The sequence below is a fragment of the Streptomyces novaecaesareae genome (assembly GCF_000716875.1).
In the GTDB taxonomy this organism is placed as follows: domain Bacteria; phylum Actinomycetota; class Actinomycetes; order Streptomycetales; family Streptomycetaceae; genus Kitasatospora; species Kitasatospora novaecaesareae.
This window is the reverse complement of sequence record NZ_JNWQ01000029.1, coordinates 36032-60564: the sequence shown is the minus strand read 5'-3', so window position 1 is coordinate 60564 and position 24533 is coordinate 36032. Positions and strand designations below refer to the sequence as shown.

At 72.9% G+C, this 24533-nt stretch carries 20 protein-coding genes; 2 read left to right on the top strand and 18 right to left on the bottom strand.

All coding sequences use genetic code 11. From position 1 onward, the window contains the following. Position 1 precedes the first annotated feature (1 nt). From lepB (OP86_RS13545) to proS, 9 genes are all read right to left on the bottom strand, one after another. Positions 2 to 754, bottom strand: coding sequence for a signal peptidase I (gene lepB / locus OP86_RS13545; protein WP_425337758.1), 753 nt, complete (start codon positions 752 to 754; stop codon positions 2 to 4). A 187-nt stretch (positions 755 to 941) separates the two neighbouring features. Then, positions 942 to 1865 (bottom strand): signal peptidase I, encoded by a 924-nt coding sequence (gene lepB, locus OP86_RS13540; RefSeq protein ID WP_063832367.1) that lies wholly within the window; start codon positions 1863 to 1865, stop codon positions 942 to 944. A 77-nt stretch (positions 1866 to 1942) separates the two neighbouring features. Further along, complete coding sequence (rplS, locus tag OP86_RS13535) at positions 1943 to 2293, bottom strand: 50S ribosomal protein L19 (protein WP_030056776.1); 351 nt, start codon at positions 2291 to 2293, stop codon at positions 1943 to 1945. A 154-nt stretch (positions 2294 to 2447) separates the two neighbouring features. After that, positions 2448 to 3266 (bottom strand): tRNA (guanosine(37)-N1)-methyltransferase TrmD, encoded by an 819-nt coding sequence (gene trmD, locus OP86_RS13530; RefSeq protein ID WP_030056775.1) that lies wholly within the window; start codon positions 3264 to 3266, stop codon positions 2448 to 2450. A gap of 32 nt (positions 3267 to 3298) precedes the next feature. Next, positions 3299 to 3946 carry a ribosome maturation factor RimM gene (gene rimM, locus OP86_RS13525; protein WP_033331818.1) on the bottom strand — a complete coding sequence of 216 codons (648 nt, stop codon included), beginning with the start codon at positions 3944 to 3946 and terminating at the stop codon, positions 3299 to 3301. Positions 3947 to 4147: 201 nt separating this feature from the next. Continuing rightward, a complete protein-coding gene (locus OP86_RS13520; protein WP_030056773.1) occupies positions 4148 to 4387 on the bottom strand; it encodes an RNA-binding protein in 240 nt (79 codons plus the stop codon). Positions 4388 to 4389: 2 nt separating this feature from the next. Then, positions 4390 to 4818, bottom strand: coding sequence for a 30S ribosomal protein S16 (rpsP, locus tag OP86_RS13515; protein WP_030056772.1), 429 nt, complete (start codon positions 4816 to 4818; stop codon positions 4390 to 4392). A 363-nt stretch (positions 4819 to 5181) separates the two neighbouring features. Further along, positions 5182 to 5760, bottom strand: coding sequence for a hypothetical protein (locus OP86_RS13510; RefSeq protein ID WP_030056771.1), 579 nt, complete (start codon positions 5758 to 5760; stop codon positions 5182 to 5184). A 429-nt stretch (positions 5761 to 6189) separates the two neighbouring features. Continuing rightward, positions 6190 to 7602, bottom strand: coding sequence for a proline--tRNA ligase (gene proS, locus OP86_RS13505; protein ID WP_030056770.1), 1413 nt, complete (start codon positions 7600 to 7602; stop codon positions 6190 to 6192). 218 nt (positions 7603 to 7820) lie between these two features. On the opposite strand from proS, the gene OP86_RS13500 reads away from it, so the two are divergent. Further along, positions 7821 to 8648 (top strand): class I SAM-dependent methyltransferase, encoded by an 828-nt coding sequence (locus OP86_RS13500; protein ID WP_033331815.1) that lies wholly within the window; start codon positions 7821 to 7823, stop codon positions 8646 to 8648. 476 nt (positions 8649 to 9124) lie between these two features. Here the strand turns inward: OP86_RS13500 and OP86_RS13495 are convergent, their stop codons facing one another. The 6 genes from OP86_RS13495 to nsdA form a co-directional block, all read right to left on the bottom strand. Continuing rightward, a complete protein-coding gene (locus OP86_RS13495; RefSeq protein WP_030056768.1) occupies positions 9125 to 9649 on the bottom strand; it encodes a GNAT family N-acetyltransferase in 525 nt (174 codons plus the stop codon). A gap of 153 nt (positions 9650 to 9802) precedes the next feature. After that, complete coding sequence (ffh, locus tag OP86_RS13490) at positions 9803 to 11368, bottom strand: signal recognition particle protein (protein ID WP_030056767.1); 1566 nt, start codon at positions 11366 to 11368, stop codon at positions 9803 to 9805. A gap of 101 nt (positions 11369 to 11469) precedes the next feature. Beyond that, positions 11470 to 13902: a [protein-PII] uridylyltransferase gene (locus OP86_RS13485; protein WP_030257878.1), complete on the bottom strand. Its 2433-nt coding sequence runs from the start codon at positions 13900 to 13902 to the stop codon at positions 11470 to 11472. 230 nt (positions 13903 to 14132) lie between these two features. Next, positions 14133 to 14471, bottom strand: a complete 339-nt coding sequence (locus OP86_RS13480) for a P-II family nitrogen regulator (RefSeq protein ID WP_030257875.1) — start codon at positions 14469 to 14471, stop codon at positions 14133 to 14135. Beyond that, positions 14471 to 15865, bottom strand: coding sequence for an ammonium transporter (locus OP86_RS13475; protein ID WP_030056762.1), 1395 nt, complete (start codon positions 15863 to 15865; stop codon positions 14471 to 14473). The genes OP86_RS13480 and OP86_RS13475 overlap by 1 nt, the downstream gene beginning before the upstream one ends. Positions 15866 to 16203: 338 nt before the next feature. Then, on the bottom strand, positions 16204 to 17658 hold the full coding sequence (gene nsdA / locus OP86_RS13470) for a transcriptional repressor NsdA (RefSeq protein ID WP_030257871.1): 1455 nt from the start codon (positions 17656 to 17658) through the stop codon (positions 16204 to 16206). A gap of 614 nt (positions 17659 to 18272) precedes the next feature. Between nsdA and OP86_RS13465 the strand changes: the two genes are divergently transcribed. Next, complete coding sequence (locus tag OP86_RS13465; RefSeq protein ID WP_033331810.1) at positions 18273 to 18965, top strand: bifunctional DNA primase/polymerase; 693 nt, start codon at positions 18273 to 18275, stop codon at positions 18963 to 18965. Between the two features lie 208 nt (positions 18966 to 19173). Here OP86_RS13465 and ftsY read toward each other — a convergent pair whose 3' ends face one another. The 3 genes from ftsY to OP86_RS13450 form a co-directional block, all read right to left on the bottom strand. Further along, positions 19174 to 20400, bottom strand: a complete 1227-nt coding sequence (gene ftsY / locus OP86_RS13460) for a signal recognition particle-docking protein FtsY (protein ID WP_030056758.1) — start codon at positions 20398 to 20400, stop codon at positions 19174 to 19176. A 47-nt stretch (positions 20401 to 20447) separates the two neighbouring features. Then, on the bottom strand, positions 20448 to 24047 hold the full coding sequence (gene smc / locus OP86_RS13455) for a chromosome segregation protein SMC (RefSeq protein ID WP_051830047.1): 3600 nt from the start codon (positions 24045 to 24047) through the stop codon (positions 20448 to 20450). A gap of 160 nt (positions 24048 to 24207) precedes the next feature. Beyond that, positions 24208 to 24411 (bottom strand): hypothetical protein, encoded by a 204-nt coding sequence (locus OP86_RS13450; protein WP_030056753.1) that lies wholly within the window; start codon positions 24409 to 24411, stop codon positions 24208 to 24210. Positions 24412 to 24533: the final 122 nt, after the last annotated feature.

The window sequence follows — 24533 nt, the reverse complement described above, 5'->3', positions numbered from 1 at the left end:
CTCACTCCGGAGGCCGGCCCCGCCGACGAACGACGAGCGGAAGGATGCCCAACACACCCATAACGAGCGGAGGTTCCATAGGAACCGGCCCAACGCCCACGTATTCCGCGGCAGTTCCGGCGGCCTGCGGAGCCCCGGCGAGAGAGGAGAGTGAACTCGGCACGTCGAGTTGATGGAAGCGGTCCAACGGCCAGGCGATCACGAACGCGCGACCGACCACACCGCTCAGCGGGATCGTTCCCTGGCCCGGATTGCCCATGTGGAAACGGGAGTCGGCGGAGACGTCCCGGTGGTCGCCCATGACCCACAGCCGGCCCGCCGGCACCTTCACCTTGAAGGGCTGCCGGGACGGCGGGTTGCCGGGCGCGAGGTAGGACTCGTCCACCGGATGGCCGTTGACACTGAGCCGCCCCTGCGCGTCGCAGCACTCGACGGTGTCCCCGCCGACGCCGATCACCCGCTTGATCAGGTCCTGCTCGTTCTCGGACGGCAGCAGCCCGACGAAGGTCAGCACCCGCTTGCCCGCGCCCAGCACCGCACCGTCGTCGGAGGGCTTGTGGTCGTGCTCCAGCCAACCGCCCGGGTCCTTGAACACCACCACGTCGCCGCGCTGCGGCTCGCTGCCGAACCAGGGGGTCAACTTGTCCACCAGCACCCGGTCACCGACCAAGATGGTCTGTTCCATCGAGCCCGAGGGGATCACGAACACCTGGACCAGGAAGGTCTTCATCACCAGCGCCACCAGCAGGGCCACCAGGATGATCATCGGAATCTCGCGCACCAGCGACCGCTTGCGTCGGCGGGCCACGCGTCGGGCACTGCGGCGGCGCTCGGCCCGGCCGCGTACCACCGGGGCCTCGGCGGCCCTGCTGTCTCCCGCTCCCGCGGCCGCCGGCCCCGCCTCGCCCCGCGCCCGGGCCGGGCGGTCGGCGAGCCTGCCCCTACCTCTGGTCCCCATGACCGCCCGTCCCCGAAGTCGCGGCGAAGGCCGCGGGCCGGTCCAGGCTGGTCCAGCGCGAGAACGGGTAGACCACCCAGTCCGCCCGGCCGATCACCTTCTCCTCGGGCACGAAGCCGCCGCCGGGCTCACCGAGGTGGTCACGGGAGTCTCGGGAGGCGCTGCGGTGGTCGCCCATCACCCACAGCTCACCGGCCGGCACCACCACGTCGAAGGCCACACTCGACGGGTCGTCCCCCGGGGCCAGGTAGGAGGTCTCGTTCACCGGTACGCCGTTGACGGTGATCGGCGCGCCCGGGCCGGTGCTGGTCACCCGGTCGCCGCCGACCCCGATCACGCGCTTGACGTAGACCGTGTCGCCGACCGGGGCCAGCCCGAGGTCCTGGGCGAACGCCCGCAGGCCGTCCCAGAAGCCCGACGGCTTCGCCGATTCCCTCAGGAAGGAGCCCGTTCCGTCGAAGACCACGACGTCGCCCCGCTGTGGGTGGCCACCGAAGGCGTACGCGAGCTGGTTCGCGACCAGCCGGTCCCCCGGCCGCAGGGTGTCCTCCATCGACCCGGAGGGGACCGCGAACGGACGCGCGACGAAGGCGTTCACCACGAGCAGGGCCGTCAGGCAGATCCCCACCAGCAACAGCAGGTCGCGCGAGCGCGAGTGTCCGGGCTCCTCCTCCTGCTCGGAGCCATCGGCGACGTTCTCCTCGGCGGTTTCCGCAACGCGCTCCGCGGCGCTCTCCGCGACGTCCTCGGCGGACCTGCTCCCGGCGGCGCGCTCCGCGCCGTCCTCGGAAGCGGTCCCGGCTGCGCCCCCCGCAGCCCCCGAAACGACCGCGGACCGCGACAGCGCGCCCGCACCGGTGGGTGCGGGACTGCCGTCGCGGTCCGCGGGTGGTTCGTACGTGCTCATCGGGGGGTGAGCTTACCTTGCGGCCGTTCGGCCCCCCAGAGCGCTCCGATCCCCCGGCGAGGCCGGGGGCCGGTGGATCAGCGGTCGCGCTTCTCCTTGATCTTCGCGGCCTTGCCGCGGAGGTCACGCAGGTAGTACAGCTTGGCGCGGCGAACCGCACCGCGGGTCACGACCTCGATCTTCTCGACGACCGGGGTGTGCACCGGGAAGGTGCGCTCCACGCCGACGTTGAAGCTGACCTTGCGAACGGTGAAGGTCTCACCGATGCCGGCGCCGTGGCGACGGATGACGACGCCCTGGAAGACCTGGACACGGGAGCGGTTGCCCTCGATGACCCGGACGTGAACCTTCAGGGTGTCACCGGCGCGGAAGGCCGGGATGTCGGTACGCAGCGAGGCCGCGTCGACAGCAGCGAGCTTGTTGCTCATGTTGCTCTCCATCGCAGGCGCCACGGGCCGCCCACGGAAAATCGTCACAATGGGGTCTGCTGCGGGCCGCATCGGCTGACGGCGAGCCCCCCGTGGCGGGGGCGCCGGTCCACGTGCTCCCTACAGGAGGGAACCAGCGACAGACAGCAGCCGCCTATTCTTCCACACCACCGGCCACGGACCGAAATCGGCCGAGCTGCTCGTCCCAGGCCAGGCCGAGGATGCTGAGCGCCTCGCGGTCCTTCTTGTCGAACGCGCCGTGCTGCCAGCGCTCGACCAGGTCCGGCCGGTTCGCCAGGGTACGGGCGAAGGCCTGCTCGCGCCGCCAGCGGGCGATCCGGCCGTGGTTGCCGCTGAGCAGCACGTCCGGCACCGTCCGGCCGCGCCACTCGGCGGGCTTGGTGTAGACCGGGCCCTCCAGTAGGTCGGCCATCGCGCCCGGCGCGAAGGAGTCGTCGCGGTGGGACTCGGCGTTGCCGAGCACTCCGGGCAGCAGCCGGGCGATCGCCTCGACCATCACCAGCACCGCGACCTCGCCACCGGCCAGCACGTAGTCACCGATCGAGGCCTCGACCACCGGCATGCGGGTGGCCGCCTCCTCGATCACCCGGCGGTCGATGCCCTCGTAGCGCGCGGGAGTGAAGGCCAGCCAGGGGCGGCCGGCCAGCTCCTGCGCGAGCTCCTGGGTGAACGGGCGCCCGCTCGGGGTGGGCACGACCAGGGTGGGCAGTTGCCCCTCGGGCCCGCCCGCGACCACCGAGTCCAGCGCCTCGCCCCACGGCTCGGGCTTCATCACCATGCCGGGGCCGCCGCCGTACGGGCTGTCGTCGACCGTGCGGTGCACGTCGTGGGTCCACTCGCGCAGGTCGTGGACGTGCACGTCCAGCTGACCGCGGGCGCGGGCCTTGCCGACCAGCGAGATGTTCAGCGGCTCCAGGTACTCGGGGAAGATCGTGACGACGTCTATCCGCATGCCGCTCTGCACACCGCCGCTCTCCTCGACGGTCACTCCGACTCCCCCGAACCCTCGGTCCCCTTCGAGGTCCCCGTCGAGCCCTCGGCCTCCTCCGCGCCCTCCACGCCCTCCGAACCCTCCGAACCCTTGGTGCGCTCGGCCGAGGACGTACCGGCGACGTCGGCCTGGTCCGGGTCGATCAGCCCGGCCGGCGGGGTGATCACCGCGCGCTGGTTCTCCAGGTCGATGGTCGGCACGATCTGGGTGACGAAGGGCACCAGCACCTCCGTCCCGTCGGCCTTCTTCACCGTGAGCAGGTCCTGGTACGGCAGGTGGACCACCTCGGTCAGCTCGCCGACCGGGGTGCCGTCGAGCAGCACCACGTCCAGGCCGATGAGCTGGTGGTCGTAGTACTCCTCCGGATCGTCGGGACGCTCCTCCGGGTCGACCTCGGAGATGAGCAGGGTCCCCCGGAGGGCCTCGGCCGCGGTGCGGTCCTTGACGCCGGCGAAGCGCAGCAGCAGCCGACCGCTGTGCACCTTGCCGGATTCGACGGTCAGCGGCCCGGCGGACGCAGGGTCGGTGAGCAGGACGGCACCCGGGCCGAGCCGGAGTTCCGGCTCGTCGGTGCGGACCTCGACGCTGACGTCCCCCCTGATGCCGTGGGCACGGCCGATCCTGCCGACGACGAGCTGCACGGTGATCGTTCTCCTGGAGTTCCTGGGCCGAAGCGAAAGGCACGACGCGATGCGAAGGGTGGTGCGAAGGGGTGGTGCAAAGGGTTGGGGCGAAGGGGTGGTGCGAAGACGAAGGGTGGTGCGAGGAAACGAGAAAAGGCCGACCGGGACGACATGCGTCCCGGTCGGCCCCAAGCCCTGACGGCTGAACGAGCAGCTGCGTCAGCGAATGTTGTCCACGTCGACCAGGTCGACCCGGACGTTGCGACCGCCGAGGGCGCCGACCACGGTGCGCAGAGCGCGCGCCGTGCGGCCGCCCCGGCCGATCACCTTGCCGAGGTCATCGGGGTGCACCCGCACCTCGATGGTGTTACCCCGACGCAGGTTGCGCGAGCGCACCTGCACCTCGTCGGGGTGCTCGACGATGCCCTTCACCAGGTGGTCGAGGGCGTCCTCGATCACGATCAGGCCTCGGCGGCGGCGTCGGCCTCAGCCTCGGCCTTGTCCGACTTCTTGGCCTTCGGGGTGATGGCGACGCCGGTGGTGGCGTCCTCGAAGCCGGCGACGGCCTTGGCGAACAGGTGCGAGAAGTCCTCGACCTTCGGCTCCGCGACCTTCAGCGGCGCCGGAGCCGGCAGGCCCTTGAACTTCTGCCAGTCGCCGGTCAGCTTCAGGATGGCGAGCACCGGCTCGGTCGGCTGGGCGCCGACGGACAGCCAGTACTGGGCGCGGTCGCTGTCGACCTCGATCTTCGAGGGGTTGTAGGTCGGCTGGTAGATGCCGATCTCCTCGATCGCACGACCGTCACGCTTGGTGCGCGAGTCGGCGATGACGATGCGGTAGTGCGGGGAGCGAATCTTGCCGAGACGCTTCAGCTTGATCTTGACTGCCACGGGAGTGGATTCTCCTGGTGTTGACGTGGGTGAGCGGGCTCGCCAACGCGTGGGGTTGCGGGGCGGACCGTTCAAGGGACACGCCAGCCGTAGGAGAGAGGGGTCCTGCTCGGCTGCCGAGTACTCAGCTGTCCATTCTGCCATACCGGCGCGAACCGCCTGCACTCGGGCCCGGGGACCGATCAGGGTTCGACCGGGAGCCCCCGCCCCCGGTCCACCCCACGGATTCACCACTGCCGTGCCGTACGACCGTCCCGCCGCACAGCACGGACTCACTCACTCGTACCTGCTCGCACGCGCTCGTACCGCTCGCTCGCCCGTCGGACCGCTGCCCGCACAGCAGTCCGGCCGGCCACCGGCCGACTACGCGATCTTGAACGGCTGCTGGCACGCGCCGCAGACGATGGACGCCTGTGCGAGCACCGACGGTACGACCCGGACGTTGCGTCCGCAGCCGCAGACCGCCTTGACCCGGACGCCGCCCCCGGAGGAGCCGTGCCGGGCGGCCGGGCCGCGGAAGGCACGCGTCGCGCCGTCGCCGGCCACCGCTTCCTGGTGCGCGCCGAGGGCACGGTCCAGGCGCTCGATGGTCCCGGCGTAGCGTTCCTGGGTCTCCTTGAGCATGGTCACCTGGGAGAAGCCGCTGCTCGCGTGCGGCTCGATCGGGTGCGCCAGGCCCAGCTCGGAGGCCAGCATCAGGAAGCGCCGGTTGTGGTAGCGGCCGGCCCGCGAGGTGTCCCGGATGTCCCGGGCCGCGGCCAGACCATGGGCAGCCTCGTGGAGGAGCCGCTCGAAACCGAGCCGCGTTCCACAGGCCGAGGAGGATTCGCCGATCAGGGCCTCGGGCGAGGCCAGGTCGGGGAGGTCCTGGTGGTAGGCCTGGATGTCACTCCAGGCGGCGGCCAGTTCGGCCGCGAGAACGAGGGGCTGTGTCGTGCTCACGCTAGACCAACGATGGAGTGCGAGCCGATGTTCCGCATGTTCCCGTTCTCCGGGAATTCACAGGGAACTCCCAGGAATGCAAGGCCGCGCGCGAATTGCGCGCTCCGGATCTGACGCAAGACCAACCCCCTGCCGGTTTCGGCCCGCCGCAGAGTCGGCGCGCCTGAGGAATTCCGTACGGGAGCGGGCTGTCGCCCCCGGGACGTACGGCCCGTGGTCCCGTCCGATTGACAGGGCCACGGGCCGTACACCGTACCGCTATTCCGTTAATACCGGGAGTTGACCGGCCAGTAGGGATGTCCGCCATCCGGACTCGCTCGGAAGAGTTACCGGATTCTTACTCATCCGCATTCCGGGCAAATGTCTCCGCGAACGGCCATTACCCACAGGTAACAGCCGTCCCTGCGGACAACGGACCCCGAACGGATGTCAGTACGCGCGGGCGACGATCGCGATATTGCCGTCCTGGTCATCCGTCTGCGGCACCGAACCGTCGGCCGCGACGATGCAGCGCACCGTGACGCCCTGCTCGGCCAGCTTGGCCTCGCCCTCCGCGCCGAGGTCGGCCCAGGAGATCCGGCCCCAGCCGGTCGCGGCGGCCTCGATGGCCTCGTCGAGGGTCTTGACGTCGACCGTACGGGCCTCGCGGCGCTCGCGGGACTGGCGCAGCAGCAGCGCCTGGTCCTCCTCCAGGATGCCCGGGAGCAGCGTCGCCAGGGCGTCGATGGAGACCGGCTCCTTGCCGCCCGGGATGCGGCGGGCCAGCATCGCGGTGCCGTTCTCCAGGTCGCGCGGGCCGACCTCGATGCGCAGCGGGACGCCCTTGAGCTCCCAGTCGACGGCCCGGCGGCCGAACGGGGTGTCGGTGCGGTCGTCGACCACGACGCGGATGCCGACGGCCTCCAGCTGGGCGCCGATCTCGCGGACCTTGGCAATGACCGCGTCGTCGCCCTTGATCGCCAGCACGACGGCCTGGACGGCGGCCAGGCGCGGGGGCACCCGCAGGCCGTTGTCGTCGCCGTGGGACATGATCAGGCCGCCGACCATGCGGGTCGAGACGCCCCAGGAGGTCTGCCAGACGTACTCGCGCTCGGCGCCCTGCAGCTGGTAGGTGGTGTTGAACGCCTTGGCGAAGTTCTGGCCCAGCTCGTGGCTGGTGCCCATCTGCAGCGCCTTGCCGTCGCCCATCATGCCCTCAAGGGTGAGGGTGTTGATGGCGCCGGCGAAGCGCTCCTTGGCGGTCTTGCGGCCGAGCACGACGTCGATGCCGAGCACGTTGGTCATGAAGTCGCCGTAGACCTGGGTGTGGATCATCGACGCGTAGTCGCGGGCGTCCTCGTAGGTGGCGTGGGCGGTGTGGCCCTCCTGCCAGAGGAACTCGGTGGTGCGCAGGAAGACGCGCGGGCGCAGCTCCCAACGGACCACGTTGGCCCACTGGTTGATCAGCAGGGGCAGGTCGCGGTGGCTCTGCACCCACTTCGAGAAGTACTCGTTGATGATCGTCTCGGAGGTCGGCCGGACGACGACCGGCTCCTCCAGCTGCTTGCCGCCGCCGTGGGTGACCACCGCGAGCTCGGGGGCGAAGCCCTCGACGTGCTCCGCTTCCTTGGTCAGGTAGGACTGCGGGATGAACATCGGGAAGTAGGCGTTCTGCGCGCCGGCCTTCTTGATCCGCGCGTCCATCTCCTGCTGCATCCGCTCCCACAGGCCGTAGCCGTACGGTCGGATGACCATGGTGCCGCGCACCGGACCGTTGTCGGCCAGCTCGGCCTTGTTGATGAGGTCCTGGTACCAGCGCGGGAAGTCTTCCGCCTGAGGGGTGAGAACGGGTGCCTTAGCCATGGGCGAATGGTACGGGGAGTGGCCCCCTGACTTCGAATCGGTATCACACCCCCGCGTGGGCGGCGCTCCGGGTCGCCCGACGGGGGGCGCACTACCGCGACACGGGCGCACCACCCTGCACCCCTCTGGACGCCGGGCCCGACCCGCTGTTCGCTGGAGTGGGGCGGGACTTTGGGGGAGCCGTAGCAGCACACCGAAGGACCGGATGGGAGGCCGCGATGGCTTCAGCTCGGACGACCGGCACAGCCGTACGACCAACGGGCGCACAGGCGCACCACCCGCAGCCCGGGGCCGCCGCGCCCGCGCGGGCGCGCGACTGGGCGGAGATCCAGGAACGCATGCTGGTGCCGCTCTACGAGGCGGTCTACGACCGGCTGGAGGTCGGCCCGGCGAGCAGTGTGCTGGGTCTGGGCTGCCGGTCCGGACTGGCCCTGCTGCTCGCCGCCGGACGGGGCGCCCAGGTCGCCGGGCAGGAGCCGCGGGAGGAGCTGCGCGAGCTGGCGCACGGCCGCCGGCTGCGGGTGTGCGCCGGGTCCCGGCCGACCGCCGCCGTCCCCCGCTCGGCCCATTCGCTGGTGACGGTCTTCGAGCAGTTGCCCGGTGCCGCCGCGCCCCGCCCGGTGGTGGCCGAGGCCGCCCGGCTCGCGCTGCCGGGCGGGCACGTGGTGCTCGCCGTCTGGGGCCCGCCGGAGCGCTGCGCGAGCGCCCCGGTGCTGGACGTGGCCCGGCGGATGGCGGGCCGGACCACCGCGCGCGACCCCTTCGAGCTGAGCGCGCCCGGAGCGCTGGAGGACCTGCTCGCCCCGGCCGGCCTGCGACCGGCCGGCAGCGGGCGGGTGGCCTGCCCGTTCGCCTACGCGGACCTCGACAGCGCGGTGCGCGGCCTGCTCTCCACCGGCCTGTTCGAGGCGGCCGAGGAGTTCTCCGGCGCCTCGCTGGTGGCCAAGGAGCTGGAGGAGGCGCTGCAGCCGTACCTGCGCCCGGACGGCTCGGTCCGGATGGAGAACGTGTTCCGCTACCTGGTCGCCGAGCGGCCACGGCGGTAGACGCGAACCAGGGGCGCCCGCCACCTCGGCGAGCGCCCCCGGCAACCGGCTTCACGCCCGGCCGAGCGACTTCCCTTCAGACCCTTCAGGCCCATCAGGCCCATCAGGCCCATCGGAACCACCAGACCCGTCGGAACCACCAGAACCGCCGGACTCACCAGAACCACCGAACCCGCCGGAGTCGACCCCCCCGCGGCACCCCCGCCGCGCGGTACACCACGAGGGCGGTGAGGACGAGTCCGGCCCAACCGCCGGGCATCCGACGGCGCGGCGGGGGCGGGGGCGGGGCTCCCTCGGAGCGCCAGGGCTGGTCGGGAGTCTGACGCGGCGGCACGGGTTCGGTCACCCGTCGGACGATACGGACAGGTGATCGGGCGGGCCAACCGCAACGCCGCGCCCGAGCACCCGTACGGCCACCCCGAGGCCGCCCCACCGGCGGCCGTGCCGGCGGCCGTCCCGGGGCCTCCCACCAGCGGCTATGCCGAGGCGCCCGGCCACTCCTCGGCGGTCAGCGCGAACCGCTCGTGGTCGCGCCAGTCGCCCTGCAGGAACAGCATCCGCGGGGAGAAGCCCTCGTGCCGGAAGCCCAGCCGTTTGGCCATCGCGATCGAGCGCTCGTTCTCCGGCTGCACGTTGATCTCCAGTCGGTGCAGCCCCAGCCCGTCGGCCGACTGCGGGGCGAAGCAGCGGTCCAGGACCAGCCGCATGCCCTCGGTCATCCGCCCGGTGCCGGCGAACGGCAGGTACGCGTCGTAGCCGAGCGTGGCGTTGCAGAAGCGGCCCATCACGATGTTGGCGACGTTCACCTTGCCGACCAGCCCGCCGGTCTCCCGGTCGAGGATCAGGAAGGTGTGCAGGCCCGCCCCCTGGCGCTCCAGCAGCTCGGGCAGCCCGTCCGGCTCTACCGGGTTCCACCGGCCGATGTGTTCGGCGGACCGCCGGACCGCTTCGGCGTACGCAACGGCGTCCTCGGCCCTCGGGGCCCTGATCATCACTCGCATGCCCTCATCATCGGACACGCGCTCGGCCCGCCACCCGGAAATACCGGACGACGGGCCGAGCGGAATCGATCAAGGCCGATCACAGAAGAGCCCCGGACGATCAAGCGACACGTTCAAGCGCCGTGATCGACCATTGCAATCAAGCACCAAGGACTACAGCAGGTCCTTGAACTCCTTGGGCAGCTCGAAGTCGGCCGGGCCCTTGCCCGCGCCGAGGCCGAACGCACCGCCGTCCGCCGGGCCCTGGCCCGCGCCCGGGCCGAGCGCGCGGCGCTCGGCGGCCGCGGCCTCCTCCTGCGCCCGCTTCAGCGGGTTGCCGCTCTTGCGCTTGCCCTTGGCCTGCGGGGCCTTCTTGCCGGACTTCTTCGCGCCGCCGCCCATGCCCGGGATCCCCGGCATGCCGGGCATGCCCTTGCCGGAGGCCATCGCGGACATCATCTTGCGGGCCTCGAAGAACCGCTCGACCAGGTTCTTCACCTCGCCGACCTGCACGCCCGAGCCCTTGGCGATGCGGGCCCGGCGGGAGCCGTTGATCAGCTCCGGCTCGGCGCGCTCGACCGGGGTCATCGACTTGATGATCGCGCCGACCCGGTTGACGTCCTTGTCGTCGATGTTGTTGATCTGGTCGCGGATCTGGCCCATGCCGGGCAGCATGCCGAGCAGCTTGGAGATCGAGCCCATCTTCTGGACCTGCTCCAGCTGGGACAGGAAGTCGTCCAGCGTGAAGGCCTTCGGGCCGCCGCGCAGCTTGGCGGCGATCTTCTCCGCCTCGGCCTGCGAGAAGGTCTGCTCGGCCTTCTCGATCAGCGAGAGGACGTCACCCATGCCGAGGATGCGCGAGGCCATCCGGTCCGGGTGGAAGGCGTCGAAGTCGTCGACCTTCTCGCCGTTGGAGGCGAACATGATCTGCCGGCCGGTGACGTGCGCGACCGACAGGGCGGCACCGCCGCGGGCGTCGCCGTCGAGCTTGGAGAGCACGACGCCGGTGAAGTCCACGCCGTCGAGGAAGGCCTGCGCGGTGGTGACCGCGTCCTGGCCGATCATCGCGTCGACGACGAACAGGACCTCGTCCGGGTCGACCGCGGCGCGGATGTCCGCGGCCTGCTGCATCAGCTCGGCGTCGATGCCCAGGCGGCCGGCGGTGTCGACGACGACGACGTCGTACTGCTTCTGCTTGGCGTACTCGATCGAGTCCTTCGCCACCTGCACCGGGTCGCCGACACCGTTGCCCGGCTGCGGGCCGTAGAAGGCCACGCCGGCGCGCTCGGCGACCACCTGGAGCTGGTTGACCGCGTTGGGGCGCTGGAGGTCGCAGGCGACCAGCAGCGGGGTGTGCTTCTGCTTCTTCAGCCAGTGGCCGAGCTTGCCCGCGAGGGTGGTCTTACCGGCACCCTGCAGACCGGCGAGCATGATGACCGTCGGGCCGCTCTTGGCGAACCGCACCCGGCGGGTCTCGCCACCGAGGATCGCGATGAGCTCCTCGTTGACGATCTTGATGATCTGCTGGGCCGGGTTCAGCGCACCGGAGACCTCGGAACCGAGTGCCCGCTCCTTGACCTGCTTGATGAAGGCCCGGACGACCGGCAGCGCGACGTCCGCCTCCAGCAGCGCGATGCGGATCTCGCGGGCGGTGGCGTCGATGTCCGCCTCGCTCAGGCGGCCCTTGCCCCGGAGGTTCTTGAACGTCGCTGCGAGGCGATCGGAAAGGGTGTCGAACACGTCGTCGCGGGTCCTCTGCGGCATCGGAATCGGTACGGTCGTCGTCCCCCAGGGTATCCGGCCGCCCCGGGTACGGTCTCCACCCCTGCCCCTGCGGGCTTTCAGCCCAGCGCCGCCCGGACCGCGGCCGCCACCTCACCGGCCCGCTGGGCGGCCAGCGGACGGCCCGCCGCGTCGGTCAGGTAGAACGAGTCGACGGCCTCCGCGCCCAGCGTGGAGACGTGCGCGGTGCGCACCCGTACACCCGACTCGTCCAGCGCCCGGCCGATCCGGTGCAACAGCCCCGGGGCGTCGTGGGCGCGGACCTCCAGCACGGTCGCGGTCGCCGAGGCCACCGCGGGCGCCACCGCGACCAGCGGCGGCGGGGTGGGGATGCCCCTGCGGCGCGGCGCGGCGGCGTCCCGCTCGGCGAGGCGCCGCGCGACGTCCAGCGAGCCGTCCAGCGCCCGGCGCAGGTCGGCCCGCAGCCGGGCCGCCTCCGGCAGCTCGCCGAACTCGGCGGCCACCCGCCAGGAGATCAGCAGCACCGGCCCGGCGCCGATCGGGTCCAGCTCGCGCAGTCCGGCCGAGCGGACGGTCAGCCGGTGCAGCGCGAGCACTCCGGCGGCGGTGCCGAGCAGCCCCGGGCGGTCCGGGACGGCCAGGTTCAGCTCGACGCCCATCGGCTCGGTGCCCGGGTCCGCCCCCTCGGCCTGGGCCCGCAGCGACAGCGCGGGCTCGCCGGTGCGGGCGGCCTCGACCGCGAGCCGCTCCTGCTCGGCGCTCGGCGCCGCCTCCACCGGTGCCGCGACCGCCCCGGCCAGCCGGTCGGCGGCCCGGGCCACCAGTCCGTCCACCAGGGAGGCCCGCCAGCTGCTCCACGCGGCCGGGCCGGTGGCCAGCGCGTCCGCCTCGGTGAGCGCGTGCAGCAGCTCCAGCTCCGGCAGGGTGGTCACCACCTTGGCGATCGCCTCGACGGTGGCCGGGTCGTCCGGGTCGCGCCGGGTCGCGGTGTCGACCAGGGTCAGGTGGTGGCGGACCAGCACCGCCAGGGTCTCGGTGTCCTCGGGGCCGAAGCCCATCCGGGGGGCGAGGTCGCGGACGATCACCTCGCCCGCCTCGCTGTGGTCCCCGGGCCAGCCCTTGCCGATGTCGTGCAGCAGCGCGGCGACCAGCAGCAGGTCCGGCCGGGCCACCCGGCGGGTCATCGCGGCGGCCCGCACCGCCGTCTCCACCAGGTGCCGGTCCACCGTCCAGCGGTGTACGGCGTTGCGCTGCGGACGGCAGCGCACCCGCTCCCAGTCCGGCAGCAGCCGGGTCACCAGCCCCTCCGCCTCCAGTGCCTCCCACACCGGGACGGCCGCCTCCCCCGCGCCCAGCAGCGTGACCAGTTGCTCGCGCGCCTCGTCCGGCCAGGGCACCGGCAGCGGGCGGCTCTCGGCGGCCAGCCGGCGCACCGTCGCGTACGAGACGGTCAGCCCGTTCTGCGCGGCGGCGGCCGCGGCGCGCAGCGGCAGCACCGGGTCGGCGGCCGGGCGGGCGCCCTGGGCGAGCACCGCCTCGCCGTCCTGCTCGACCACGCCATCGGCGAGCGGGCGGCGCTCGACCGCGCCCCGGGCCACCGCGCCGCTGCCCCGGCCGGCGCCGGTGAACGGGATGGCCAGCCGGCCCACCCGGCGGCCCCGGCCGGTCCGGGCGGCGAGCACCCGGTCCACCGCCCGCCAGGTGACGTCGCTCGCGTAGGCGATGGTGCGGGCGGCCTCGTAGACCTGGCGCAGCAGGGTGTCCGCGTCCAGCACGCCGAGCCGTTCGGCGACCTGGTCCTGGTCCTGCAGGCTGAGTCGCTCGGTGGCCCGGCCGGTGACCAGGTGCAGGGCGTCGCGCACGTCGGCCAGCCGCAGCGCGGCGGCGTCCAGGCCGTCCCGGGGCGCGTCGGCCAGCCAGGTGGCGGCGACGGCGTTGAGCGCGACCACGTCGCGCAGGCCGCCGCGGGCCTCCTTGAGGTCGGGCTCCAGCAGGAAGGACAGCTCGCCGTGCCGTTCGGCCCGCTCGCGGCCCAGCTCGCGCAGCTCGGGCAGGCGCGCGGGCGCGCTCGCGCGCCAGTCGGTGAACACCGCGGAGCGCAGCGCGGCGGTGAGCGCCTGGTCCCCGGCCAGGTGGCGGGCGTCCAGCAGGCCGAGCTGCGCCTTGAGGTCGGCGGCGGCGACCGCCCGGGCCTCGGCGACGGTCCGCACCGAGTGGTCGAGCTTGGCGCCGGCGTCCCAGACCGGGTACCAGATCCGCTCGGGCAGCTCGCGGGCGATCGGCCCGTCGTGCAGCAGCAGGACGTCCAGGTCGCTGCGCGGGGAGAGCTCGCCGCGCCCGTACCCGCCGACGGCGACCAGCGCGACGCCCGGCGGGGCGCCGGCGGCCGCGAGCAGGCCGGCCAGCCAGTCGTCGGTCAGCGCGGCCAGCGCCTCCCGGCGGGGGCGGCCCACCGGGCCGGGGTCGGCGAGCAGCGCGGCCCGGGCGGCGGCGTGGTCGGCGGGGTCGGAAGGCCTGGTCTCGGAGGTCATGCGCGTGGGTCCCGTCCGTGGTGCGGGTGAACCGTGGTGCAGGTGAGCCGTGGTGCAGGTGGGCCGTCCTGCGGGCGAGCCGTCCTGCGACGGGGTCGCTGTCCGGCTGAGCGGGGCGCCCGTACGGCCCGCTGCCGGGCCGGACGCCGCCACGCCGTCGGCGGGCCCGCACCCCCTGCCAGGGGATCACGGGCCCGCCGCGGGTGGGGGCTACACGGGCTACCAGGGGGCTACAGGGCGTCGGGGCCGCGCTCGCCGGTGCGGACCCGTACGGCGGTCTCGACCGGGATGCTCCAGACCTTGCCGTCACCGATCTTGCCGGTTCGGGCGGCCTTCACCAGGACCTCGATCAGGTCGTCGGCGTCCTCGTCCTCGACCAGGACCTCGATTCTGATCTTCGGTACCAGGTCCACGGTGTACTCGGCGCCCCGGTACACCTCGGTGTGGCCGCGCTGGCGGCCGTAGCCGCTGGCCTCGGTGACGGTCAGGCCGTGGACTCCGAAGGCCTGCAGCGCGGCCTTCACCTCGTCCAGTCGGTACGGCTTGATCACGGCGGTGATGAGCTTCATCAGGCGTCGACCTCGGTCTTCTCGGCAGCCTTGCCGGCGGCCTTCTCGGTGGGCTTCTCGGCGGACTTCTCGACGGCCGTCCCGGCGGACGGGCCTGCCGACGCGGCGGCGGCCAGGCCGGGCAGGGCCCGGGCCAGGCCCGCCCCGACCGCGCTGAAATCGTAGGCGGACTCGGCGTGTTCGGCCTGGTCGATGCCGGCCACCTCGACCTCCTCGGCGACCCGGAAGCCGACCAGCTTGTCGACCGCCTTGGCCAGCAGCCAGGACAGGACGAAGGAGTACGCCGCGACCACGGCCACGCCCATCGCCTGCTTGCCGAGCTGCCCCAGCCCGCCGCCGTAGAACAGGCCCTTGGCGGTCTGGCCGACCCCACCGGTGGCGAACACGCCGACCAGCAGCGAGCCGATCGCCCCGCCCACCGCGTGCACGCCCACCACGTCCAGCGAGTCGTCGAAGCCCCAGCGGTACTTCAGCGAGACGGCGGCGGCGCAGACCGCGCCCGCGACCAGGCCGATCGCCACCGCTCCGAGCGGGCTGACCGAGCCGCAGGCCGGGGTGATCGCGACCAGCCCGGCCACCGCGCCGGAGGCGGCGCCCAGCGTGGTGAAGGCGCCGTGCTTGAGCTTCTCGAAGATCAGCCAGCCGACCAGCGCAGCGCCGGTGGCGACCTGGGTGTTGACCATCGCCATCGCGGCGACCCCGTTGGCGGCCAGCGCCGAGCCCGCGTTGAAGCCGAACCAGCCGAACCACAGCAGCCCGGAGCCGAGCATCACCAGCGGCAGGCTGTGCGGACGCATCGGGTCCTTCTTGAAGCCGACCCGCTTGCCCAGCACCAGGCAGAGCGCCAGGCCGGCGACGCCGGCGTTGATGTGCACGGCCGTCCCGCCGGCGAAGTCGATCACGCCGTTGCGGTCGCCCAGCCAGCCGCCGTGGCCGCCGTCGAAGAAGAAGACCCAGTGCGCGACCGGGAAGTAGACGATCGTCACCCAGAGCGCGATGAACAGGCCCCAGGCGGCGAACTTGGCCCGGTCCGCGATGGCGCCGCTGATCAGCGCCGGGGTGATGATCGCGAACATCAGCTGGAAGATCGAGAAGGCGGTGACCGGGATCGTCCCGGCCAGCTCGTTCAGGCCGATGCCGCGCATCCCGAGGAAGTCCAGGTTGCCGATCAGTCCGGCGAAGGCGTCGGGCCCGAAGCTGAGCGAGTACCCGTAGAGGACCCACAGCACACTGACGATGCCGAGCGAGAGGAAACTCATCGCCAGCATGTTCAGTGTGCTCTTTGCCCTGACCATGCCCCCGTAGAAGAAGGCCAGGCCCGGGGTCATGAGCATGACCAGGGCCGCACTGATGAGCACGAAGGCGGTGTCGCCCGCGCTGAAGCCGTCCGGCATCGGCGTCTCCTCTGCGTCCAAGCCGATCCGTACCCGGGTACCTGTCCCGTGTCCCCGGGCTGTCGGCGATGAAGAGGAGAGTGCCGAAGACGGGTTTCGGCCAATGCGGCCGGTTGTTTCGCGGCCGTGACGCGTACGACGCGCGGGTTACGGCTGCGTGAACCACGGCCCCGCGCACGCCCGGACGGGCTACCGTTCCGCCGCGCGACCGGCCCCGCACGGAAACGCCCCCATTCCCGAATGCCGGCACGCGCGGATGCCACCGGCCGTGGCGGCGGCGGCCGCCACGGCCGGTGGAGTCAGGGGCCGGTGGGGTCGGTGGGGCGGAGCGGGACGGCTCAGACCACCGAGACGAACTCCGGGATGTCCTGAACGACCCGCTCCTTGAGCCGGCTCACCGCGTCCACGCCCTTGAACCGGGCCGCCGCGGCCTCCGTGGTCTTGCGCACCCGGGAGTTCAGGCGCTCCGAGCGCACCTTGGTGGCGATGTCCACCGCCTGCTCGGCCATCACCGCCGCCTGCTCGGCCTCCTTCTGCAGCAGGTGCACGCTGGCCATGCCGATCAGGTTGAAGGCGTAGCTGCGCACGTGGTCGCCGTCCTGGCGGAACAGGTCCACCGCGCGCTCCATCACCGGCGCGGACATCGAGGCGTACAGCTGGGCGTTGTCCGAGTGGTACGCGAGGTCGCGGAAGGAGTGCGCGTTCTCGGCGTTCAGCTCGGCCGGCGAGAAGAACTTCAGCCAGTCCGGCTCCTCGTCCCCCTCCCGGATGTCGGTGAAGGTGTCCTCGGACAGCCGGATCGCCCGGGCGCAGCGGTTGACCTCGCCGATGGTGGCGTAGGCGCGCGCCTCCATCGCGTACAGCAGGGACTGCTGGCGCGGGGTGGCGGTGTCACGGCTGCCGTACTGCGCCAGGTGGATCAGCTCCAGGGCGTCCTCGCCCCGGTTGAGGTGGATCATCTGGCGGCTCATGTCGGTGAGGATCAGCGCGCCGAACGGGCGGTCGCCGGCCTCCTTGGCCGCGTGCAGGGCCAGCACGTAGTACTTCTGCGCGCTCGGGTGCATCCCGACGTCGTAGGACATCCACCCGGCCAGGTGGGCGAGTTCGGCGGTGAGCCGGAACAGCCGCCGGGTGGTGTCCTCGCTGTACGTCTCCTGGAGCAGGTCGGTGACCTCGTGCAGTTGGCCGACGACGGCCTTGCGGCGCAGCCCGCCGCCGTTCTGCGCGTCCCACTGGCGGAACATGACCGTGGTCTGCTCCAGCAGTTCCAGCTCGGGCTCGGAGAGCCGGCCGGTGAACGCCTCGCCGCCGTTGGCCGCGGTGAGGATCGGGGTGGGGATGCCGGTCGGGCCGGGGGCCAGCCAGCGCTGCATCGGCTCGATCAGTGCGGCGCCGGCGGTCAGCGCCAGCGAGGTGCCGAGGAAGCCCCGGCGGTTGAGCATGAGGTCGCTGCGGGAGTAGTCACTGATCAGCTGGACGGTCTGCGGACCGCTCCACGGGAGGTCCACGCCGCCGCCCACGGTGGAGACCGGGATCGCGGCGCGCAGGCCGAGGTCCTCGATCGACACCACCGAGCCGAAGCGCTCGGAGAAGAGCTCCGACATGATCTTGGGGATCGGCTCGCGCGGCTGCTCGCCGTCCAGCCAGCGGCGCACCCGCGAGGTGTCGGTGGACACGTGGTGGGCGCCGATCTGGCGGGCCCGGCGGTTGACCTGACGGGCCAACTCGCCCTTGGACCAGCCGCTGCGGGCGAACCACGTGGTCAGCTTCTCATTGGGTTGCTTCTCTGCCATGGGAACGTCCCATCCCGCCCGGCCCCCACGGGGCCCCCGATCGTGACCGCCCGACGGTTGCGGGCTCTTGCCAGACGTGCCGTGCCTGAGGTGCCGCCGTGCCGCGTCGTCGTACTGGTGTGCCATCGTTGCGGACGAGCCGTCAGGTCCCCAACTCCCGTTCTCCGAAAGCCCGGAACTGACTCACCGACGACATCCGCGTGCTGAACGTAATGCCCCGCGAGGTGCCCGCGGGAGCGGCCCTGGCGAAACGCCACCTTTCGCCACCCCCAGGAGTGAACCGAAGCCACGGGGCACACGCTTCACTAGGTAGTCCCGACGGTCCGGCATATGCGGGCCGCCCAGTCCCCCGGCTCAGCCCGGAAGACCCGGCAGACCCCGCAACCCACCGCAGCCACAAGCGAGTTCACCACCCACTCCGGATGGCAACAGCCTCACGCACCCGACGATCCGGCATCCGCGTCGCCCCCACAAGGCGGCGCCCGAGGCACACCATCGAAAACGGCGCACGCCACGCGCTGCGCGCCGCCACCGCACAACGCACCACGCAGCTGACAATCAACACACAGTCACCATCCCGTAACCATCGGCAACGAGAACCTGTTGGGGGAGGCATGGACAACCTGTTCGGCGAACTTCGACTGGGGCACCTGCGGCTGACACCGCTGGGGGCGCGCCGCCGCACCAAGGTCACCGCGTCCCAGGCCGCCGCGGAGTACACCGGCCGCTGGGGCTGGACGGTCGCCACCGGCGACCCGGGCACCGACACCCCGGCCACCGGCGCCACCGCCCCGACCCGCTGTCCCTGCGGCTCCGCCCGCTGCGCCGCGCCCGGCCTGCACCCCGTACCGGGCACCGAGGGCCGGAGCCGCGCCGCCCGCGCCGAGAGCTCGGTGCTGTTCCCCACCGGCCGCGCCTTCGACGTCCTGGACGTCCCCGAGCAGGCCGGCCTGCAGGCGCTGGTCCGGCTGGAGCGGATGGGCACCCAGGTCGGCCCGGTGCTCGCCGCCCCCACCGGCCGGCTGCAGTTCCTGGTCGCCGCCGGCACCGCCCGCCGACTCCCCGACCTGCTGTACCGGATGGGCTGGGACGACGCCGCGCTCGACCTCACCTGCCACGGCGAGGGCAGCTACGTCGCCGCCCCGCCCACCGTCCTCGGCGGCCTCGGCCCGGTCCGCTGGCTGCGCCGCCCCACCCGCGACAACGCCGGCTGCCCGCCCGAGGCCCGGCTGCTGCTCGGCACCCTCGCGTACGCCTGCCACCGCGGCCGCGAGCGCACCGCCGAGCCGGCCTGGATCGCCTCGTGACACGGTGATTCGCCCGCTCGCCTCCTGGGCGCTCGGACCCGGCGCCGACGGTCGGCGCTCCCTCGCTTCGCTCCCTCGCTTCTCCCTTTCGGCACCGGCGCGCCCCTTCGGCTCGGGGCGGCGGCAGCCCGTCGGCGCGTAACCCCGTAGGCACGCGAAAGGGCCCGCCCCCGGAGGAGCGGACCCTTCATCCGACGGGAAACCCCGGTCAGTCCCCGATCAGCGCGTCCACGAACGCACCCGGCTCGAACGGTGCCAGGTCGTCCGCGCCCTCGCCCAGACCGATCAGCTTGACCGGCACGCCCAGCTCGCGCTGCACCGCGACCACGATGCCGCCCTTCGCGGTGCCGTCCAGCTTGGTCAGCACGATGCCGGTGATGTCGACCACCTCGGCGAACACCCGGGCCTGGATCAGGCCGTTCTGTCCGGTGGTGGCGTCCAGTACCAGCAGCACCTCGTCCACCGGGCCGTGCTTCTCGACGACCCGCTTGACCTTGCCCAGCTCGTCCATCAGGCCGGTCTTGGTGTGCAGTCGGCCGGCGGTGTCGATCAGCACGGTGTCCACGCCCTCGGCGATGCCCTCCTTGACCGCGTCGAAGGCGATCGAGGCCGGGTCCCCGCCCTCCGGGCCGCGCACGGTGCGCGCGCCGACCCGCTCGCCCCAGGTCTGCAGCTGGTCCGCGGCGGCGGCACGGAAGGTGTCGGCGGCGCCGAGCACCACCGTGCGGCCGTCGGCGACCAGGACGCGGGCCAGCTTGCCGGTGGTGGTGGTCTTGCCGACGCCGTTGACGCCGACGACCAGGACCACGGCCGGGCCCTCCTCGTGCTTGGTGGAGCGCACGGTGCGGTCGGCGTCCTTGCCGACCAGCTCGACCAGCTCCTCGCGCAGCAGCGCGCGCAGCTCGTCGGGCGTACGGGTGCCGAGCACCTTCACCCGGGTGCGCAGCCGCTCGACCAGCTCCTGGGTGGGGGCGACGCCGACGTCGGCGGTGAGCAGGGTGTCCTCGATCTCCTCCCAGGTGTCCTCGTCCAGGTGCTCCCTGGAGAGCAGCGAGAGCAGGCCCTTGCCGAGCGAGTTCTGCGAGCGGGAGAGCCGCGAGCGCAGCCGGACCAGTCGGCCGGCGGTGGGCTCGGGGACCTCGACGGCGGGAGCCGCCTCGGCCTCGGCCGGCTCGACCTCGGGGACCTCGACGGCCTCGGGGGCCGCCGGCTCCGCCGGGAGTTCCACCTCCTCGACGGTGCGACGGGGTTCCTCGGTCGGCGGCGCGGACTCCTCGCCGACCTGGGGTTCCTGCGGGGTGGGCTTCGGCGCCGTGATGACCGGCGCCTGCGACTTCGGGGGCAGCTGCTGGCGTCGTCTGCCGGAAACGACGAGGCCGGCGATCGCGCCGATGGCGACCACGGCGATGACTACGGCAAGGATCACGTATTCCATAACCCGTCCAGTATCCGTGACCGGAGCCCGGATGGACCGCAGCCGCCCTAGACCATCACGGTACGGGCGGCCCGCGGCGGCCGTTCCCGGTGCTCCTCCCGCAGCCGCTGGCTGATCACCTGCGAGATGCCGTCGCCCTTCATCGTCACGCCGTAGAGGGCGTCGGCGGACTCCATGGTGAGCTTCTGGTGGGTGATCACGATCAGTTGGGAGCTCTCCCGCAGCTCCTCCATGATCCCGATCAGCCGGCGCAGGTTGGTCTCGTCCAGCGCCGCCTCCACCTCGTCCATCACGTAGAACGGGCTGGGCCGGGCCTTGAAGATCGCCACCAGCAGCGCCACCGCCGTCAGCGAGCGCTCGCCGCCGGAGAGCAACGACAGCCGCTTGACCTTCTTGCCCGGTGGGCGGGCCTCCACCTCGACCCCGGTGGCGAGCATGTTGTCCGGGTCGGTCAGCACCAGTCGGCCCTCGCCGCCCGGGAAGAGCCGGGCGAAGACGCCCTCGAACTGGGCGGCGGTGTCGTGGTAGGCCGAGGTGAACAGCTGCTCGACCCGCTGGTCCACGTCCCGGACGATCTCCAGCAGGTCCCGCCGGCTGCGCTTGAGGTCGTCCAGCTGCTCGCCGAGGAAGGTGTGCCGCTCCTCCAGCGCGGCGAACTCCTCCAGCGCCAGCGGGTTGACCTTGCCGAGCTGCTGGTAGGCCTTCTCGGCGGCCTTCAGCCGCTTCTCCTGCTCGGCCCGCACGTACGGGTACGGCTCCCCCGCCGCCTGGCCCTCCTCCGGGGCCTCCGGCGGGACGAGCCGGTCCGGCCCGTACGAGGCGAGCAGCTCGCCGCCGTCGATGCCGAACTCCTCCAGCGCCCGGGCCTCCAGCTGTTCGATCCGCAGCCGCTTCTCCGCCCGCAGCACCTCGTCCCGGTGCCCGGCGTCGACCAGCTTGTCCAGCTCCTCCTTGAGGCTGCGGCCGTGCTCGCGGTGCTCCCGCAGCTCCTCCTCGCGCTCGGTGCGCGCCCGTTCGACGGCCGCCCGCTCGGCGTCCGCGCGGGCCAGCGACACCTCCAGGCAGGCCAGCAGCTGCCGGGCACCCGCCTCGACGGCGTTCGCCACCCGGGAGTCGTGCTCGGCGCGCCGACGGCGTTCGGCGGCCCGGGCGCGCGCCTCGCGCTCGGCCCGGGCGGCCCGGTCCAGCTGGTCCGCCCGGCCGGCCAGCGCGCGGACCCGTTCCTCGTGGGTGCGCACCGCGAGCCGGGCCTCCAGCTCGGCCTGCCGGGCGGCGCTCGCGGCCTCGGCCAGCCGCTGCTGTTCTCCGGTGTCCGGCTCGTCCTGGCCCGCGTCCGCCGACTCCTCGGCCGCGGCCAGGCGTTGCGCCAGCTCCTCGGCGGTGGCCAGCAGCTCGGCCAGGCCCTGCTCGGCCCGGGCGGCCGCGGCCGACAGCCGTTCGGCCTCTCCGGCGGCGGCCCGGGCCTGCCCGCCGAGGCGGCCGAGCGCGCCCGCGACCTGGGCCCGCTCCTTCTCCGCCTGCCGCCGCCGTTCGGCGAGCCGCTCCACCTCGGCGGCCGTCTCCCGGCGCAGCTCGGTGAGTTGGGCCAGTCGCTCGGCCGACTCGGCGCAGTGGACGGTGAGTTCCCCGATCGCCCTGGCCGCTTCGTCCACCGCGGCCTGGGTCTCCAGCAGGCTCGGCGCGCCGCCGGAGCCGCCGTGCGCGAAGCCGGCGCCCAGCCGGTCCCCGTCGGCGGTGACGGCCGTGACGGCGCACACCCCGCGGTCCCCGCCGACCAGTCGCAGCGCCGCGTCCAGGTCCGCCACCACGGCCACCCCGGCCAGCAGTTGCCGGACGGCGGGGAGCAACTCGGCCGGGCCGTCGACCAGTTCGGCGGCCCAGCGGGCCCCGTCCGACAACTCGCCTGCCGGGAAAGGGACTTCGGTCGCGCCCGCGATCAGCAGCCCGGCCCGTCCGGCGTCGTCCGCCCGCAGCAGCCGCAGCGCCTCGACGGCGGCGGACGGCGAGTCGACGGCCACCGCGTCGGCCGCCGCGCCGAGCGCCGCCGCCACCGGCACCTCGTACCCGGCCTCGATCCGCAGCAGTGCGGCCGCCGGGCCGAGCAGCCCGCCCAGCCGCTCCCCCGCGTCCAGCAGCGCGCCGGTGCCGTCCTTGCGGCGCAGTCCGAGGGAGAGCGCCTCGTGCCGCGCGGTGAGCGCGGCCCGTTCGCGCTCGGCGGCACCGGCCGTCTCCCGGGCGGCGGCGAGTTCGCGTTCGACGGCGGCCAGCCGCTCGCGCGCCTCCCGGTGGCCGGCCTCGGCCTGTTCGTCGTCCCCGGCCTGGTCGTCCACCTGCTGCCGGAGCTCGTCCAGCTCGCTCTGCGCGGCCTCGGCGCGCAGCAGTGCCTCGTCCCTGGACTCGACGAGCCGGCCGATCTCGGCCTGCGCCGAGGCGGCCCGGGACCGGGCGGCGACGGCCTGCCCCTGGAGCCGGGCCAGGCCCTCCCGGCGGTCGGCGATGGCCCGGGCGGCGTCGCGCAGCCGGCGCTCCTCGGCGGCCAGCTCGCGTTCCAGCCCGCCCTTGCGCTCGACGGCCTCGGCGAGGGCGTACTGCGCTTCTTCCAGCGCCTCGGCGAGCGCGGCCTCCTCCTCGCGGACGCGCTCGGCCTCCCGTTCCAGTTCCTGCGGGTCCCGCCCGCGCCGCTCCTCGGCCTGTCCCCCGGCCGCGGCGTGCCGGGCCCGGGCCTCGGCCAGCCCGATCGTGCCGCGGGTGCGCTCGGCGAGCGCGGAGAGCCGGTACCAGGTCTGCCGGGCGGTCTCCAGGCTCGGCCCGAGTTGCCCGACCTGTGCTTCCAGGACCCGTTCGCGCTGCACCGCGCGGGCCAGTTCCTGCTCGACGGTGGTCCGGCGCAGCCGCAGCGCCAGCTCGTCCGCGACCTCGGCCTCGACGGCCCGGCGGAGCGTGGACAGGTCGTCGGCGAGCAGCCGCAGGCGGGCGTCGCGCAGTGCGGCCTGGATGCCGGCGGCCCGGCGGGCGATCCGGGCCTGTCGGCCGAGCGGGCCGAGTTGGCGGCGCAGCTCGGCCACCAGGTCCTGGACCCGGTTGAGGTTGGCCTGCATCGCGTCCAGCTTCCGCAGCGCCTTCTCCTTGCGCTTGCGGTGCTTGAGGACGCCGGCCGCCTCCTCGATGAAGGCGCGTCGGCCCATCGGGTCGGCGTGCAGGACGGAGTCCAGCTGCCCCTGCCCGACGATGACGTGCATCTCGCGGCCGATGCCGGAGTCGGAGAGCAGTTCCTGGATGTCCAGCAGGCGGCAGGTCTCGCCGTTGAGCGCGTACTCGCTGCCGCCGTTGCGGAACATGGTCCGGGTGATGGTCACCTCGGAGTAGTCGATCGGCAGGGCGCCGTCGGCGTTGTCGATGGTGAGGCTGACCTCGGCGCGGCCGAGCGGGGCGCGCCCACTGGTCCCGGCGAAGATGACGTCCTCCATCTTGCCGCCGCGCAGCGTCTTGGCCCCCTGCTCCCCCATCACCCAGGACAGCGCGTCCACCACGTTCGACTTGCCGGAGCCGTTGGGGCCGACGACGCAGGTGATGCCCGGCTCGAAGCGCAGGGTGGTGCTGGAGGCGAAGGACTTGAACCCGCGCAGCGTCAGACTCTTCAGGTGCACGCGCCGGTCTCCTCATCGCTCCCCAGGGGCCCCAGCGTGCGACTGTATCCGGACTCGGACACGACGAAGGGACGCCACATCAGGGCGTCCCTTGCAAGCTGCGTCCCTTTCGGGGCGGCTCAGTGCACAGCGGCGTCGATCTGCGAGGACCGGGCGGGACTCAGGTGAGAGCCGGCTCCCGCTGATCCAGATCGATGCTGTTGAGCAGCGAGTGCTCGTCAGCGACAGCGGTGAGTGCGTCGTTCTCAGCCTGCATCCGAAGGAGCTGGGCTTCAAGATCCTGGACGCGCTGCTGAAGCCGTCGCATCTCGGAGAGCATTCGCGGGTCGGGGCCGCCGACGTACCCGAGAAGCGCCTTTGCCATGATGAATGGTCCTCCACGCTGAGTGACAGAACCGGAACGGTTCATGTCTAGGGGGAAGGGGGACGCACGCGCGGCGCGTCACCGGAAGTGCTGGCTGGGCACTACGGCACAACCACCGTGAG